The following is a 15,335-nucleotide window of genomic DNA, read 5'->3' on the forward strand; positions in this document are numbered from 1 at the left end:
GGTAGGCGTGGCGGTCATCGTGCGCCCGAGCGCGGGCGATATCGATGTCGGTCAGCTGATTGCGCTGGCCTCGGCGGTGGGATTCGCGGTTTCGGTGGTGCTGGTCAAGTCACTCACCGGCACCGAATCATCGTTCAGCATCATCTACTGGATGCGGGTTCTACACAGCGCCATGGGGATGGTTCCGGCGCTTCTGTTGTGGCAAGGCACTTCGGCACATGTCTGGGCCAGGGTTGTGGTGGTGGCATTCTGCGGCACCTACTCGCACTACTGCTTCGCCAGGGCCATGCAGCATGCAGACACCACGGTGGTGGTGCCCATGGACTTTTTGCGAGTCCCACTCACCGCGCTGCTGGGCTGGCTGGTGTATTCGGAACGGCTGGACCTGTTCACCGGCTTGGGCGTGGGCCTGATTCTGGCTGGCAACCTGTTGAACCTGCTTCGTTTGCCCAAAGTCGGTTGGCGGGCCCGGCGCAAGGCTTGAAGCAATATGCGAGCATGGACTTGGTCTTGCACCAGCCCCTGGCAGGGTGATGCCGTCACGCCAGAGGCTGACTGCCGATTGACCCGCTGCGGACTTTGTAGCTGTCCGCTGGTCTGGCCAGAGTGATGCAGTTCGACCAGAAGCGGTCAGCACGCGGTCAGCGCTGAGCGGCTGCCCTTGGCCGAAAGCGGAAAGTCAGCCGAGCGTACCCTATGTCCGACAGCATTTTTGAGCGGTTGGTGTGTTGATCTGCTCAAGCATTTGGGCCTCCAAAGAATCGTAGAAGCTTACTTCGCGGACAAAGTTCTTACGACTGGACCTCCGGCGTGAATCCTCTTCCGTTCATCTCGACAGTCAGGCCGAAATCGCTGCCTGACTTTGACCAGCCGGCTCAGTCGCATCAACTTTGACCCAAGCCGGGCCGACCCTATGGCACGAGGTTTTGGAAACCCTTGATTTTTTGAATGTCCCAGAGCAGTTTCTGTGGCGCTCTACCATGAATGCGCCCCTGGAATGAAGGAGCATTTGCGCTGCCTTTCGCCTGCTTTTGCGCGCTTTGCCATCCCGCAGGTCCAATAGCATCTGCCCACATGGCGGTCTTTCGGGGTCGTCACTCGTGGCAGTCGCGGGAGGTGCAAGCCTTTCCGCGTTCAAATCCGGTGGCTTTGCAACATGCGGTTCTCGATCCCTGGGCTCACAGTCGCGCTATTCGTCGCCCTGCTCGGCGGGCCTGCCCTGCCGGCAGGGGCCACGCCATCACCCAACATGCCGGCTGTCGCTGCGTTGGCGCTGGCCCGAGAGGTGATTGCCTCGGCAGACCACGGAGGCCTGCCTTTCGCTGTCGTCGACAAAAAGGCGGCCGTGCTCGCGGTTTTCCTGGGCAACGGCCAACTCGTCGGCTCCACGCCGGTGCTGCTAGGGGCGGACTATGGAGACCGGGCCGTGCCGGGCGTAGGGGCACGCACTCAGAGCGGACAACTGCGAAAGGGCGACCGGGTGACCACAGCAGGCCGATTCGTCTCCCAGCCTGGCCGCAACCTCGAGGGCGAATCCGTGGTCTGGATCGACTACGACAGCGCACTGGCTATCCACCGATTGCGCCCAGGACCGTCGCTGCAGCACCGCGCGACGGTCCTGGCCTCGGCTGACCCGCAAGCGCGCCGCGTATCGGCCGGCTGCGTGGTGGTGCCTGTGGCCTTCTATGAAGCTGTCGTATCGCCTTTGCTTGGTCGCAGCCGCGCTGTCGTTTACGTGATGCCTCAAGCCGGCGGGGCGGCCGACGAACCATTGGCCCCCAGCAACGCCTGAGCGTGTCGCCGGTGCTGTTGTAAGTCAGACAACAAGGAATCCAGTTCTTCAGGCGAACCCGCAAGGTCATGCATGGCTACGGCTTTCATGGCGTGCTCCATAGTGTCTTGCGGTTTGTCACCAATCCTTCAGTGCGCGATGTGAGTGTGGACTCGAGCTACCAAGCTTGCACAACTATGTCGTCAATTGTCTTTCGAAGTAGTGCGCGGGGATTTTCTTTGGAGCAATGGGGCAGCCGTCACTTAGCGATGACCGAAAGTATTTCGAGTTGCGCTTTCATGCGAAAAAGCTGCGAATCCAGGGGGCCATCCTGGGCTGCGTGCTTGCCAAAGTTAGAAACCCGGTCTGCCGCTGGCGCATGGCCGCAGTGGTTAAAACAGTCGCTCCTGGCCGCCAGAGGCATTTGCTGAACTCGACAATTCGCGCCAAACAAACGGCCTCCCACCTCACCCCTTCCCAAATCGCTGCCGCAACACCCGGTGCAGCACCTTCCCAGTCGCCGTCCGCGGCATCTCTCGCTCCTCAACAAACACCACCGCTGAAGGGCACTTGAAGCCCGCCAGGCGCTGGCGGCACCAGTCACGCAAGTCTGCTTCGGTCGGCAAATCCTTCTGCCCTTCATGGAGCACTGCCACGGCCTTGGCAGTCTCGCCCCATTTGTCGTGGGGCACGCCGATCACGGCCACGTCGCGCACGGCCGGGTGCTGGGCCAGCACGGCTTCCACTTCGCTGGGGTACACGTTTTCACCGCCGCTGATGATCATGTTGCTCTTGCGGTCCACCAACCAGATGAAGCCTTCTTCGTCCCTGCGGGCCATGTCGCCCACCGAGCACCACTCGCCGTCCAGCGCTTCGGCGGTTTTTTCGGGGTTTTTCCAGTAGCCGTCGAACACGTAGGCGGTGCGGGAAAACAGTTCGCCCACTTCGCCGTCCGCCAATTCCTGTCGGTCTTCATCTAGCAGGCGAATAGCGCCGCTGCCGGCCCATTCGCGGCCCACGGAACCCAGCTTGCGCAGCTGTTCCTGCGGGCGCAGCAGCGTGACCCAGCCGGCTTCGGTGGAGCCGTACAGTTCGTACAACTGGCCGTTGGAAAACAGTTCCATGATGCCGCGCTTGGTTTCCTGCCGGGCGGGGGCGGACGAGATCATGAGCTTGCCCACGGCGCTCACGTCGTACCGGGCCTTTACTTCGGCAGGCAGGGCCAGCAGCATGATGTAGTGCGTGGGCACCAGCGAGGTGAAGGTGACGCGGTCTTCGGCCAGGGTGCGCAGCAAGGCCTCGGGGTCGAAGCTGCGGCGGTCGTCGATGACGATGGTGGCGCCCAGATGGATGAAGGTGGAGCCGAAGTAGAGCGAGTTGGCGTGGCACAGCGGCATCACCAGCAGGGCAGTGTCTTCCCGGGTGAAGCCCATTTCCAGCGCGGTGGCCAGGGCGATGAGCGTGCTGCCGCCGTGGTTGCGGATGGCGCCCTTGGGCCGGCCGGTGGTGCCGGAGGTGTACATGAGGGCACACATGTCGTCCGGTGGTACGCGTTCGAACATCAGGCTGGCAGGCGCGCTGGCCATCAGCGTTTCATAGGCCGTCCAGCCCTCTGGCGCTTCCTCAGACAGCACCAGGAGACGGTCGGCGCGCAGTGCCAGTTCACCCCGCACGCCATCGAGCGTGGCGCAGAACTCCGGCCCGGCAATCACGGCGGCCACTTCGGCGTGGCCAAGGATGTAGCCCACTTCAGCGCCGGTTAGTCGGAAGTTCACCGGCACCACCACCAGCCCGGCGCGGGCCATGCCGGCGTAGATCTCCATCCATTCCAGGCAGTTGTAGGCCACCACGCCCACGCGGTCGCCTTTTTTTAGCCCCAGGCCCAGCAAGGCCGCACCCAGTTGCGATGCGCGGCGGTCCCATTCGGCGTAGCTCAGCTGGCGGCGCGAGTCGCGCACGGCGAGCTTGTGCGGGGTGAGCCGGGCGTGGGTGGCGACGGCGTCGGCGATGGTGAGGAGGTGGCTCATGGTGGGTCTCCGGTATTGGGGTGCGCTGGGCATGGTCGGCTGGGGGACGCGCTGGGGACAAGTTGGGGGTAGGCAACGCGGGACTTGATTTATTTGAATTCTGAATTCAGAATGTAGTTGTCGTCAAGCTTTGTCGGTTTTGCAGCTGTTGGGTTGGCGACAGACCTCACCCTTTCTGGAGACACCATGGCCCCACCCCCCATCGGCGAGCAGTCCGCCGCTGCCGTCATCGCCAGCTTCCTCAAGGCCCGGGGCGTGCAGCGCGTCTATGGCCTTTGTGGCGGCCACATCATGCCGATCTGGATGCGTCTGGACGCCGAAGGCATCCGCATCGTGGATGTGCGAGACGAGCGCGCTGCGGTCTACATGGCGCACGCTGAAGCGCAGCTCACCGGCGGCCTGGGCGTGGCCCTAGTCACAGCCGGGCCGGGTGTGACAAACGCCATGACCGGTATCGCGAATGCGCACGTGGCCAAGGTGCCGGTACTGGTGCTTTCTGGCCTGCCCCCCACCGCACAGGAAAACCGGGGCGCGCTGCAGGACATCGTGCACACCGAGCTGGTGCGTAGCCTCACCCGATATGCCCGCACGGTGCGCCACCCGGATCTGGTGCCGCAGGAACTGGCCGAGGCCACCGCCCGTGCACTGGGCGAAGCCGGCGAACCCGGCCCGGTGTACCTGGACTTTCCGGTTGACACCTTGCGTGCCGACGTGGCCCGCGCCGTTCAATTGCCCGAGGTCTTCACGCCGCCCCCAGCCCTGCACCAGCCACCGCACCCGCAGGCGGTGCAGGCGGCGGTGCAAAAGCTGTGGGCCGCGAAGCGCCCGCTGTTCATTTCCGGCCGGGGGGCGCGCGGTACCGGCCCGGCCCTGTGCGCCCTGCTGGAACGCCTGGGCGCGGCCTACCTGGACACCGGAGAAAGCAAGGGCCTGGTGCCCGACGATCACCCCAGCGTGGTGGCCGCCATGCGCGGCGGCGTGATGGGCCAGGCCGATCTGGTGGTGACTGTTGGGCGCCGGCTGGACTTCCAGCTGGCCTACGGGTCGCCAGCCGTGTTTGGCGAAGCCGAGTTCCTGCGCCTCGCCGACTGCGCGGCCGAGCTGCGCGACAACCGGCGCGGCGCGGTGGAGTTGCTGGCCAGCCCGGCGCTGGCGCTGCAGGCCATTCTGGACGCCGCCCCCGTCACACCGCCCGCCACCGACGCTTCGTGGCTGGCGGGCCTGCGCGAACAGCACCAGCAACGCTCAGCGAAGCTGGCACAGTCCATGAGCAACGCGCCCAACGGCAGCGACGGGCGCATGCACCCCAACCGCGCCCTGGCCGCGCTGCGCGAGGCACTGCCGGCCGACGCAATCGTGGTGGCCGACGGCGGCGACTTCCTGAGCTTTGCCCGCGTGGGGCTCCCCGCCAGCACCTACCTGGATCCGGGTTCGCTGGGCTGCATCGGCGTGGGCACGCCATTCGGTATTGCGGCCAGCCTGGCCTGCCCAGGCCGCACCGTGGTGGTGGCCACCGGCGATGGCGCCTTTGGCTTCAACGCCATGGAAATCGACACCGCCGTGCGGCAGCAGGCGCCGGTGCTGATCGTGGTGGCCAACAACGGTTCCTGGGCCATTGAAGTGCGCGACCAGCAGGAAACCCACGGCAAGGTGGTCGGCACGCACCTGCAGTTCGCCGACCACGCCGCCATGGCGCGCGCCTTCAACATGCACGCCGAACGCGTGGAACGCGCCGAAGACCTGCCCGCCGCCATTGGCCGCGCGCTGGCCGAATTGCGCGCGGGCCGGCCGGCACTGCTGGACGTGATCGTGACGCCGGAGGCAGCGTCTTCCGACGCCAAGAGCGGGCTGGCCTGGGTGCCCGACCTGCAAGCACTGGGAGCGTGGGATGAGGCAGAACGAAAGTGGCGTGCCGGCTGAACGCATCCGCGCACTACCATTGCCCCCCATGAAAGCTCTGCAAGCCGCTCCCAGCCTGGTGGAACAGGTGCACCAGTCCATCCTGGCGGACATCGCCGGCGGACATCTGCGGCCCGGCGCCCGCATTATCCAGGAGCAACTGGCGCAGCAGCTGGGCATTTCGCGACAACCCGTGCAGCAGGCGCTGACCCTGTTGCGCAAGGAAGGCGTGCTCATCGACGCGCCGGGACGTGGTCTGCAAGTGGCGCCGCTCGATCTGGACCACGTGCGTCAGATGTACGACGTGCGTGCCGTCGTCGAAGGGCTGGCTTTCCGAAAGGCCGCTGAAACCAATGCCGCCAAGGCCGCAGTGATGGGACCCGCCCTGATCCGCGCCGGTCGAAAGGCTGTGGCCGATCGCTCCTTTCGCGACATGATCACGGCCGACAAGGCCTTTCACGACGTCATCTATGCACTGTCAGGCAACCCGCTGGTGGCGCCTTCCATGCAGACCCACTGGACCCAGACCCAGCGTGTGATGGGCGAGGTGTTGATGCGGGACGACAAGCCGCGCGACATCTGGGACCAGCACGAAGCCCTGCTGGCTGCGGTCGTGGCGGGCGATGGCGAATCGGCCGAGCGCCTGGCGCGCCAGCACATCCTCGATGCGGCCGATTTCATGATTCGCAGCCTGCAGACGGAAAGCACGGCCGGCTCACTGCATGCAAAGGCAGTGGCTCCTGGGGTTCACCTCTGAAGGAACGACAGCAGCGCTTCATTGAAAGCCTGCGCATGCGAGATATTCAGCCCGTGGGGTGCACCGGATACCGTCACCAGCTGACTGTGAGGCACGGCACGGTGGGTGCGATGGCCTGATCCTTCGATGGGCACGATGGCATCGGCGTCACCATGGATCACCAGTGTGGGCACCGTCAATTTTTTCAGGTCATCGCGAAAATCGGTCGTGGCAAACGAATCCATGCAAGCCAGCGCCGCGTGCTGGGCCGACTCCAGGCAAATTGCAATCGCCTCGCTTCGCTGCGCCTCGCTCACCAGCAGCCTGCCGTTGGCTGAGAAGAAGTTTCTGGTGAACTCATCGAAGTACGCAGCGCGGCCCACCTCGAGCGCATCCTTTTTCTGCTGCGCCTTCTCGGATGTGAGCGGCCCTTCCGGGTTGTCGGCGGATTGCATCAGAAACGGTGGTACAGCCGCAGCAAACACCACGCTGCGCAGACGCGATTCGCCATGCCGGGCAATGTAGCGCGCCACCTCGCCCCCACCCATCGAAAAGCCCACCAGCGTCACGTCCTGCAGCTTGCAATCTTCCAGCACGCGTTGCAGGTCGTCTGCCAGTGTGTCGTAGCTGTAACCCGATTCTGGCTTGTCTGAGCGTCCGAAGCCCCGTCGGTCGTACACCACCACGCGGTAGCCCGCCGCTTCAAGCACCGGCACCTGTGCCTCCCATGCCTGCGCTGACAACGGCCAGCCATGGATCAGCACCACCGGTCTGCCGCTGCCGCCGCTGTCTTCGATGTGCAGGCGCACGGCGTGCGCGGACACTGTGTCGCTGCTGCTGGGCACTTCCGTGCTCGCTGCAGCTCCCGCGGCGCTTCCTCCCATGACGCCGGCCACGGCACCCAGTGTGGCGCCGGCCAGAATCCCGACCGGACCGCCCACTGCGACACCAATGGCGGCACCTGTGACGGCACCCGCCACCAAGCCACCGCCCACCAGCGCCGAGTTGGCCTCGCGCTCGACTTCATGTGCTGGCAAAGCCGTCTGCGCGGAAGGATCCGGGTCCTGCGACGGAATACCGTGGCCGGGTTTGGCTTGTTCGGTCAGGTCTGTGTCGACAGCGGTTGGGGTGGACGAGGGGGTCGTCAATGGGCTCATGTGCCTCTCCTGGTGCGTTTGAAGGTGGAGTAGGCATGAAGCGCTATGCGTGTGCGCCTGTCTGTTCGGTTTCGCACAAACCCGAGGCACCGCTCAACGGATGTCGGCAATCGAATCTGCAGGTGAGAGGTCGCTCCCAAAAGAGCCAGAAGCCGTGTCGATGAGCTGGGAAGCTCGGCATATGTTCGCTAGCACACAGACAGTAACGACCTTCAACGGTTCAATCACTGAAGGAAAACGCGTGGATGCAGAAACGAAATTCGATTCTGTATCCATCTATTCATCTTCAACAACAGAGGCTCTTTATGAACAGCATCGTTTACATCGTCGGTTTGGTCGTCATCGTCATCGCAGCCTTGTCGTTCTTCGGTCTTCGATAACAGAACCTGCGCCCTTCAAGCGCAGCACAAGCCATTCCCCGACATGGCTCACGTGCGGTTGAAAACCCGGCTGGGGGGTGTCAGGCGCTGCTGGCCTTCTTGAGTATCAGATACAGCTCGTCCTTGAGCTGCAATTTTTCCCGCTTGAGGGTTTCGATCTCGGCTTGTCCCCCCTGCTCGATACCGTCTTCCATGTTCTTGATCTTCTGATCCAGGTCGTTGTGTTTGTCGAACAACCGCGTGAAATGGTGGTCGTTGTGCTTGAGGCTCGTGATGAGGTCTCGGTATTCTGGAAACATGGAATCGTCTTTCGTTGAAGGCTGCCTGAAATGCGCGCCGGTGGGTTCGGATTTGGCCAGTGCAGGACACGGCCAACAAGCTCGGTACCGCCGAGCTTCCAGTTTGAACCCTGATGGGCCTTGGCATGTTGACTCAGGTCAAGCCAGCGGCGATAGAAAAAGCCAGGGTGAAACGGCGCAAGGTCGAGCCCATGAGCACACGAGGTCGGACCGCAGGCATCCCGGTCAGCTGTGCGCAACCGCCCATGCGCTCACCACCACACACGGGCTTGGCTCGGCGCCATCCGCAGGCCATGGATTGGGCGCCTTCCTTGGTGTATTACCTGGCGCGAGTGGCCTTCCAGTCGATCGCGCCATCGACCTTGCCCCGGATGCCGCTGCCCTTCACTTCGCCTGTGTAACGTGCGCCGCCTGCTGTGAAGCTGATGCGTGCGCCGTCCATTCGCGCATCGGTGACAGGCGTCGACTGTCCGCCACGGCGCAATGTACCGTCGAGCATCTGAAATGTCTGCTCCAGCACCAGTTCCTGTCCCCCGCCCAGGCGCCAGGTACCGGCCACCTTGGCGGGAACTGTCCATTTGTAGGCCTCGCAGTAGGTCTGGCAGCCTTCGACCACACGCTGGGTTTCGTCTGGCTGCCAGTCGCCCATGCCAAACGAGTTGGAAACGATGCGCGTTCCGGGTTTCATGTCGAGCAGCGTGGGGCGCAGTCGCATGTTCAGATCGGGAAGCAGGAAGAGCGTGATCACGGTCGCTTTCGAGAAGTCGGACTCAAAGATGTCGGCCTTCTCGAACGTGGCACGGCTGCTGACGCCTTCTGCCTGCGCATTGCGCTTTGACAGCTCCACAAGGTCCGGGTTGTATTCGATGCCGTGTGCTGTGGCCCCACGCTTCGCTGCGGTGATGACCAGCCTGCCATCGCCAGAGCCCAGGTCGATCACATGATCTTTCGGTGTGACCTTGGCCATTTCCAGCATGAGATTCGCCAGCGACAGTGCCGTGGGCAACCAGATCACGTCTTTGCCCGCCTGCCCTTCGGACGGCGCGTAATCGGGCGCGGTGACGGGCGCGGCGGCGGGCGCCGGGGTTTGCGCCCATGTGTGGCCTGCCACGGTCGCAGCCACACAGATCGCGGTAGCAATGAAAGATTTCCGGGTCGTGTTCATGGTGGATCTCCTGGTGGATGAGGATTCTTGAGAATCGGGGATTTGATGGGCACGAGACGGCCCGGGGCAACATCGGCAGGGACGCCCTTGAAGATCAGGATGGGCGCACCCGCGATCAGCACACCCAGGCCCACCAGTGCTGCGGCACCCGTGTGCATGATGCTGGCATAGAGCATGTACAGGCAGGTGAGGCAGAAGAGGATTGGTGTGAACGGATAGAGCGGCACCTTGAACGGCAAAGCGCGGTGCGGATAGCGCCAACGCAGCACAAACAGCGAGCCGGCCACCATCAGAAGGAACATCCAGAACACGGGCGCTGTGTAGTCCACCATGGCCTTGAAGCCGTCTGGCGTGACCGATCCCAGCGCAATCAACGCCAGCGCCATGGCGCCTTGCACGATCTGGGCATTGGCCGGTGTGCTGCCTCGCCCGTTCCACACGCCCACCCAGCACAGCGCAGGCATGTCCCGCCCCATGACGTAGAACAGGCGGGCGCCCGTGAAGATGGTGGCGTTCAAAGTGGAAATGGCAGCCACCACAATCGCCAGCGTCACCAACAGTTCCCCGGACGGGCCTGCGGCCACCCGCATCATGTCGGCGGCCACGGCATCCGATGCCCGCAGTCCATCGAGCCCCAGTACCGAAAGCAGCGCCAGATTGGCCAGCAGATAAAGGCCCACCAGAAGCGCCGTGCCCACAGTCAGCACTTTGGCGATGTTGCGTGGTGCGTCGTGCAGCTCACCGGTGAGATAGGACGCATCGTTCCACCCGCCGTAGGTCAGCAGCACAAAAATCATCGCCATGCCCAATGCGGCCGTCTGAGGCGGCACCGTGGGAGGTGCCATCTGCACTGTCGGGGGCGAGCCCAGGAAACCGAACAGAATGATCGCCAGCATGGCCCCCACCTGGATGCAGGTCACCACAATCTGTAGTGTCTTGCCTTCCGAGGTTCCGATGACGTTGACCACAGTCAGCACGATCACCGCCAGCGCGGCATACAGCGCCGGCCCATGCGGACCGATGGGCACCAGCTTGGACATGTAGTCGCCCAGCAGAAAGGCCACCAGCGCGATCGAACCGGTCTGGATGATGGTGCATCGCGCCCACCCGAACATCGTGGCAACGGACCTGCCGTAAGCCCTGAACAAGAAGTGGTACTCGCCACCCGAATGGGGATTCGCAGCAGCCAGCTCCGCGTAGCAGAGCGCGCCAATCAAGGTGATCAGTCCGCCCAGGACCCAGACGAGGACGAACATCCACTCGGAGCTGACTCCGCTGGCGACGATCGAGGGCGTGCGGAAGATTCCGATGCCCACCACCAGCCCCACCATGATGACGACCGCATCAAAAACCGAGAGCTGGGCTTTGGGTTCAGGCCGATGGGTATCGGCCATCCGGCTTCCTTCTTGTGTGGCTGTGCCCTACCAATTGCATCTCCTGGGGGTCGTTGTTATCAATAACTATCGACAATGGAACGCACATCACGCCAAGAGTTCCCGGTTGGGCGGAATTGGTTTCCACTGCTCAGACCGCAGAGTGTGACAGGTCAAAGTGTTCCTGTCGCCAGACAACCGGATGGGCGTTGGCGCTTCAACCCGATGCTCAAGCCGCCCGGGTAACCCGGTACAGACATGGTGCCCTATCGGGTGAAGCCCGTGGCGCCGGGTCGTCCCGGCAAGGTCAGGCGTGCCATGGCTGGCGCTGTTTCCGACAACAGCTGCCCCCTGCGCCACACCTTCAGGCGGGTGGCGCGCAGCCGAATCGCCTCCACGGGGTCACTTGCCTGCAACAGCACGAAGCTGGCATCAAAGCCCTCTTCAATGCCGTAGCCACTCAGCCCCATTACCCTGGCGGCATTCGTTGTGACAGCCTCGAAGCACTGGCGCATGCCAGCCTGACCGGTCATCTGCGCCACGTGCAGGCCCATGTGGGCCACCTCCAGCATGTCACCGCTGCCCAGCGCGTACCAGGGGTCCATCACACAATCGTGGCCAAAGGCCACGGTCACGCCGGCGGCCATGAGTTCGGGTACACGGGTCATGCCGCGGCGCCTGGGGTAGGTGTCGTGCCTGCCCTGCAGCGTGATGTTGATCAGCGGGTTGGCCACGGCGCTCACACCGGCGTCGGCGATCAACGGGATGAGTTTGGACACGTAGTAGTTGTCCATGCTGTGCATGGATGTGAGGTGCGAGCCGTTCACCCGGCCCTGCAGGCCAAGGCGCTGGGTCTCATAGGCGAGCGTCTCGATGTGGCGTGAGAGTGGGTCGTCGCTTTCGTCGCAATGCATGTCCACCGGCAGGCCACGCTCGGCCGCCAGTTCGCACAACAGCTTCACGCTGGCTGCGCCTTCGCTCATGGTGCGCTCGAAGTGCGGGATGCCGCCCACCACGTCCACACCCATATCGAGCGCGCGCTGGAGGTTGGCGAGCCCGCCCGGGCTGCGCAGCACGCCGTCTTGCGGGAAGGCCACGAGCTGCAGATCCAGGTACGGTGCCATGCGCTTTTTTGCTTCGAGCATGGCGCGCACCGGCAGCAGGCTGGGGTCGCTGGTGTCCACGTGGCTGCGAATGGCCAGCAGGCCCTTGGCCACGGCCCAGTCGCCATAGGCCAGCGCGCGCTGCACCAGGGCTTCTTCGGTCAACTGCGGTTTGAGTTCGCCCCACAGCGCGATACCTTCGAGCAGCGTGCCACTCTGGTTGACGCGAGGCAGGCCGTAGCTGAGGGTGGCGTCCATGTGGAAGTGCGGGTCGCAGAACGGGGGCGAAAGCAGTTGGCCTTCGGCGTCCAGCTTTTCGTGCGCGGGCGCTTCCAGGCCGGCTTCCACACCCACGATACGGCCCGCCTGCACGGCCACGCTCATGTCGGTGCGGCCGTCGGGCAAGATGGCGTGGGTGATGAGCAAGTCAAGCATGGGGGGTGTCGGGTTCGTTCAAGACAGGGAAGGCATCGTTGCCTAAGCTTCGGTTCTCGCGTGACGCATCGATTTCAGCGCATTTCCATTGACAACAAGCAAAGGCATTCTTCATGCAATTCGGCTACACCATTCTCTACGTGGAAGACGTTCCAAAAACCATCGATTTCTACGAAGCCGCTTTTGGCTTCACCCGACGCTTCGTGCACGAAGCGGGCGATTTCGGCGAGCTCGATACAGGCGCCACGGCGCTCGCGTTTTCGTCGCTGCGCCTGATGCGCGAACTGGGCAAAAACCCCCAGCGGGCGTCAGCCGATGCGCCTAGTTTCGAAATCGCGTTCACCACGACCGATGTTGCCGCCGCCGTGCAGCGCGCGGTGGATGCAGGTGCGCGGCTGGTCCAGGCGTCTGAGCTGATGCCCTGGGGGCAGACGGTCGCCTATGTGGCGGACATCAACGGTGCGCTGGTCGAGTTGTGCACGCCTGTGGGGCCACCCCCCGCCGCGTGACCCTGGTTGAGGCCCTGGTGCTCAGCCATAGCCCACCTCGGCGAGGCTGGCCAGCCGATGCGGGGAGCGACGCAGTGAGGCGGGCGACTGTCCCAGCCAGCGCAGGCAGTCCCGGCTGAAATGGGCCTGGTCGGCATAGCCGTGCTCGGCAGCGATGTCGGCCAGCGGCTGCTCGGCGCCCAACATCCGGGCCGCCCGGCGCACCCGGGCCAAGGCCCGCCAAAAGCGGGGAGGTTTCCCCGTGGCACGGCTGGTCAGGCGCTCCAGGCTGCGTTCCGAAACGCCGAGGCTTTGTGCGGCTTTGCCCACCGTGGGTGCGTGCGCCAGCGCGTGCAGCGCCTCCTGTGATCGCGGGTCCAGACGGGCATGGGCATCGATGACTGCCAGCAACGCGGCTTCCAGGTCGGCATGCTCGTCAAACGGGTCTGTGCAGGCCAGGATCAAGCCCCCTGACTGGCGCCAGACGGCCTGCGCCGAATTCAGCAGCGAGGCCGCGTCGATGGTGGTGCCAGGCTGCATTCGGTAGCCCAGCCACCACTCGCCCGCACCGCCGGCAACCTCCATGACGACATCGGTCAGCGGCGAAACGTGCCAGCCCTGCCGACCGCGCGCATCCACATGAAGGATGAGATCGCTGCAGCCATCGGGCAGCACGGTGGTGACGCTGGCGTCGAAGCCGGTGAACTTCCAGCGTGCCAGCACGGCGGGCGGGAATCTGGTGGAGGCACTTTTCGCGAGACTCATGATTCCCCTTCTGCGGCAAGGCTGCATCAGTGTCAGAGGATAAGCCGTTGGGCGAATCGGTTTCCGTTCCGGCCGGCCTTCATCCGCTGCACAGCGAAAAGCGGTCGGCTTCAGCGCGATAACCCCCGCCTTCAGTAGAATCCGCACCCTCGCTGCCACCCGAACAGGACTCCCCATGCGCTACTCGCTCTCCCACCACAAGCTCAACCTGATCCTCGCTGCACAGGGTCTCAAGCCCGGCGATGCGGGTGGCATCGACAAGCTCTTTGGTGGCAAGGATGGCTACTACTGGTTCGGCACCCTGCGCGATCTGTGCCCACCGGGCAAGACACTCTCCTGGGAGAACCAGTACGCCATGGTAAACGCCGTTCAGGCGCACGAAAACGCCACCGCTGAAGAAGACGAAATGAAGCCGCAAGTGCCCAGCGCGGCCAACATCGCGGCGATGTCGAAACTGCTGGGTGACCCGATCTGATCGACGTGACAGACTGAACACATGACCGCCATGATCAATCCGGCCGAGCTCAGGATCGCCGTGATGGGCGCCGGTGCGGTGGGCTGCTACTACGGCGGCATGCTGGCCCGCACCGGACACTCGGTGACACTGATCGGCCGTCCGTCACACGTGAGCGCCATCCAGGCCCACGGCCTGCGCATGCAGACCCTGTGGTTCGATGAGACCGTTGACTTGCAGGCCAGCACCGAAGTCAGCGCCGTGGCGAATGCGGACGTGGTGCTGTTCGCTGTCAAGTCACCCGACACCGAAGCCACGGGCGCCGCCATGCGCCCTCACCTGGCCCCCGGCGCACTGGTGCTGTGCCTGCAGAACGGTGTGGACAACGCCGAGCGGCTGCGCATCGCATTGCCCGATCACGACGTGGACGCCGCTGTGGTCTACGTGGCCTCCGAAATGGCCGGGCCGGGCCACTTGCGGCACCACGGCCGCGGTGAACTGCTGATTGAACCTTCGCCGAAGAGTGCCCCTTTGGCACAGCGCCTGGTGGCGGCCGGCGTGCCGACCGAGGTTTCCGACGACGTGCGCGGCGCCTTGTGGGCCAAGCTGATCCTCAATTGCGCCTACAACGCCCTGTCGGCCCTGGCGCGCCTACCGTATGGTCAACTGGTGCAGCGCCCTGGCGTGACCGACGTGATGCGCGATGTGGTGAGCGAATGCAAGGCCGTGGCGAGTGCCGAAGGCGTCAGGCTGCCACCCGATGTGGACACCATCGTGCGTCGCATCGCCGAGACCATGCCCACGCAGTATTCGTCCACCGCACAAGACCTGATGCGCGGCAAATCCACCGAAATCGATCACCTGAATGGCCATGTGATGCGACGAGGCGAAGCGCTGGGCGTGCCCACGCCAGCCAATCGCGTGCTGTGGACGATGGTGAAGATGGCCGAACGCGCCCTCGCCAACGCCTAGGAGCCTGCGCGGCAGAAGGCATTGAAGCGAAACGCGTGGGAAAAGAGCCCAGTTTGGCGCCGCTTTTGAGGACTGTGGCCGTAGCCACAGCCGGAAAGACGGGGGCGAAGTGGGACTTTTCTCCACGCGTTGCAGCCGATGTCGTTCTGCCGCGCAGGCTCCCAGGTCAGAAGACAGCGGGCGGTGCGTGTAACCGTCATGATCGGGTGTGTCTCGGGGTGCACGCCGACCAAGCCCATGCGACACCGCGCAAGACAGGGCACAAGCACTGCAGGACCGCGCCATGACCGAACAGGATCCCCTCCCGCCGC

At 64.1% G+C, this 15,335-nt stretch carries 14 protein-coding genes; 7 read left to right on the plus strand and 7 right to left on the minus strand.

Features of this window, described 5'->3' with window-relative positions:
- Window positions 1–484: DMT family transporter (locus tag Q7V46_RS03260; protein ID WP_304912078.1), on the plus strand; the 484-nt coding region annotated here is incomplete at its 5' end.
- A gap of 672 nt (window positions 485–1,156) precedes the next feature.
- Entirely contained in the window at window positions 1,157–1,792 is a 636-nt protein-coding gene (locus tag Q7V46_RS03265) for a L,D-transpeptidase (RefSeq protein WP_304912079.1), read from the plus strand.
- Between the two features lie 446 nt (window positions 1,793–2,238).
- Here the strand turns inward: Q7V46_RS03265 and Q7V46_RS03270 are convergent, their stop codons facing one another.
- A complete protein-coding gene (locus tag Q7V46_RS03270; RefSeq protein ID WP_304912080.1) occupies window positions 2,239–3,798 on the minus strand; it encodes a class I adenylate-forming enzyme family protein in 1,560 nt (519 codons plus the stop codon).
- 186 nt (window positions 3,799–3,984) lie between these two features.
- On the opposite strand from Q7V46_RS03270, the gene Q7V46_RS03275 reads away from it, so the two are divergent.
- Together Q7V46_RS03275 and Q7V46_RS03280 are read left to right on the plus strand one after the other, a co-directional pair.
- Window positions 3,985–5,718, plus strand: a complete 1,734-nt coding sequence (locus Q7V46_RS03275; protein WP_304912081.1) for a thiamine pyrophosphate-binding protein — start codon at window positions 3,985–3,987, stop codon at window positions 5,716–5,718.
- 28 nt (window positions 5,719–5,746) lie between these two features.
- Window positions 5,747–6,454 (plus strand): GntR family transcriptional regulator, encoded by a 708-nt coding sequence (locus Q7V46_RS03280; RefSeq protein ID WP_304912082.1) that lies wholly within the window; start codon window positions 5,747–5,749, stop codon window positions 6,452–6,454.
- Here Q7V46_RS03280 and Q7V46_RS03285 read toward each other — a convergent pair.
- The 5 genes from Q7V46_RS03285 to Q7V46_RS03305 form a co-directional block, all read right to left on the minus strand.
- The gene (locus tag Q7V46_RS03285; RefSeq protein WP_304912083.1) at window positions 6,445–7,590 is read right to left on the minus strand and encodes an alpha/beta fold hydrolase; all 1,146 of its coding nucleotides are present in this window, start codon (window positions 7,588–7,590) and stop codon (window positions 6,445–6,447) included. The genes Q7V46_RS03280 and Q7V46_RS03285 overlap by 10 nt on opposite strands.
- Window positions 7,591–8,050: 460 nt before the next feature.
- Window positions 8,051–8,269 (minus strand): YdcH family protein, encoded by a 219-nt coding sequence (locus Q7V46_RS03290; protein WP_304912084.1) that lies wholly within the window; start codon window positions 8,267–8,269, stop codon window positions 8,051–8,053.
- Between the two features lie 319 nt (window positions 8,270–8,588).
- Window positions 8,589–9,434, minus strand: coding sequence for a cyclopropane-fatty-acyl-phospholipid synthase family protein (locus Q7V46_RS03295; RefSeq protein WP_304912085.1), 846 nt, complete (start codon window positions 9,432–9,434; stop codon window positions 8,589–8,591).
- The gene (locus Q7V46_RS03300) at window positions 9,431–10,828 is read right to left on the minus strand and encodes an APC family permease (RefSeq protein ID WP_304912086.1); all 1,398 of its coding nucleotides are present in this window, start codon (window positions 10,826–10,828) and stop codon (window positions 9,431–9,433) included. The genes Q7V46_RS03295 and Q7V46_RS03300 overlap by 4 nt, the downstream gene beginning before the upstream one ends.
- A 245-nt stretch (window positions 10,829–11,073) precedes the next feature.
- The gene (locus tag Q7V46_RS03305) at window positions 11,074–12,345 is read right to left on the minus strand and encodes an amidohydrolase family protein (protein WP_304912087.1); all 1,272 of its coding nucleotides are present in this window, start codon (window positions 12,343–12,345) and stop codon (window positions 11,074–11,076) included.
- A gap of 113 nt (window positions 12,346–12,458) precedes the next feature.
- On the opposite strand from Q7V46_RS03305, the gene Q7V46_RS03310 reads away from it, so the two are divergent.
- Window positions 12,459–12,854: a VOC family protein gene (locus tag Q7V46_RS03310; RefSeq protein WP_304912088.1), complete on the plus strand. Its 396-nt coding sequence runs from the start codon at window positions 12,459–12,461 to the stop codon at window positions 12,852–12,854.
- Window positions 12,855–12,875: 21 nt separating this feature from the next.
- On the opposite strand, the gene Q7V46_RS03315 is transcribed toward Q7V46_RS03310, so the two are convergent.
- Entirely contained in the window at window positions 12,876–13,598 is a 723-nt protein-coding gene (locus Q7V46_RS03315; protein WP_304912089.1) for an AraC family transcriptional regulator, read from the minus strand.
- A 175-nt stretch (window positions 13,599–13,773) separates the two neighbouring features.
- Between Q7V46_RS03315 and Q7V46_RS03320 the strand changes: the two genes are divergently transcribed.
- A complete protein-coding gene (locus Q7V46_RS03320; protein ID WP_304912090.1) occupies window positions 13,774–14,073 on the plus strand; it encodes a hypothetical protein in 300 nt (99 codons plus the stop codon).
- 21 nt (window positions 14,074–14,094) lie between these two features.
- Window positions 14,095–15,024 (plus strand): ketopantoate reductase family protein, encoded by a 930-nt coding sequence (locus tag Q7V46_RS03325; RefSeq protein ID WP_304912091.1) that lies wholly within the window; start codon window positions 14,095–14,097, stop codon window positions 15,022–15,024.
- Window positions 15,025–15,335 lie beyond the last annotated feature (311 nt).

The sequence above is a fragment of the Hydrogenophaga sp. genome (assembly GCF_030651625.1).
Classification (GTDB): domain Bacteria; phylum Pseudomonadota; class Gammaproteobacteria; order Burkholderiales; family Burkholderiaceae_C; genus Hydrogenophaga.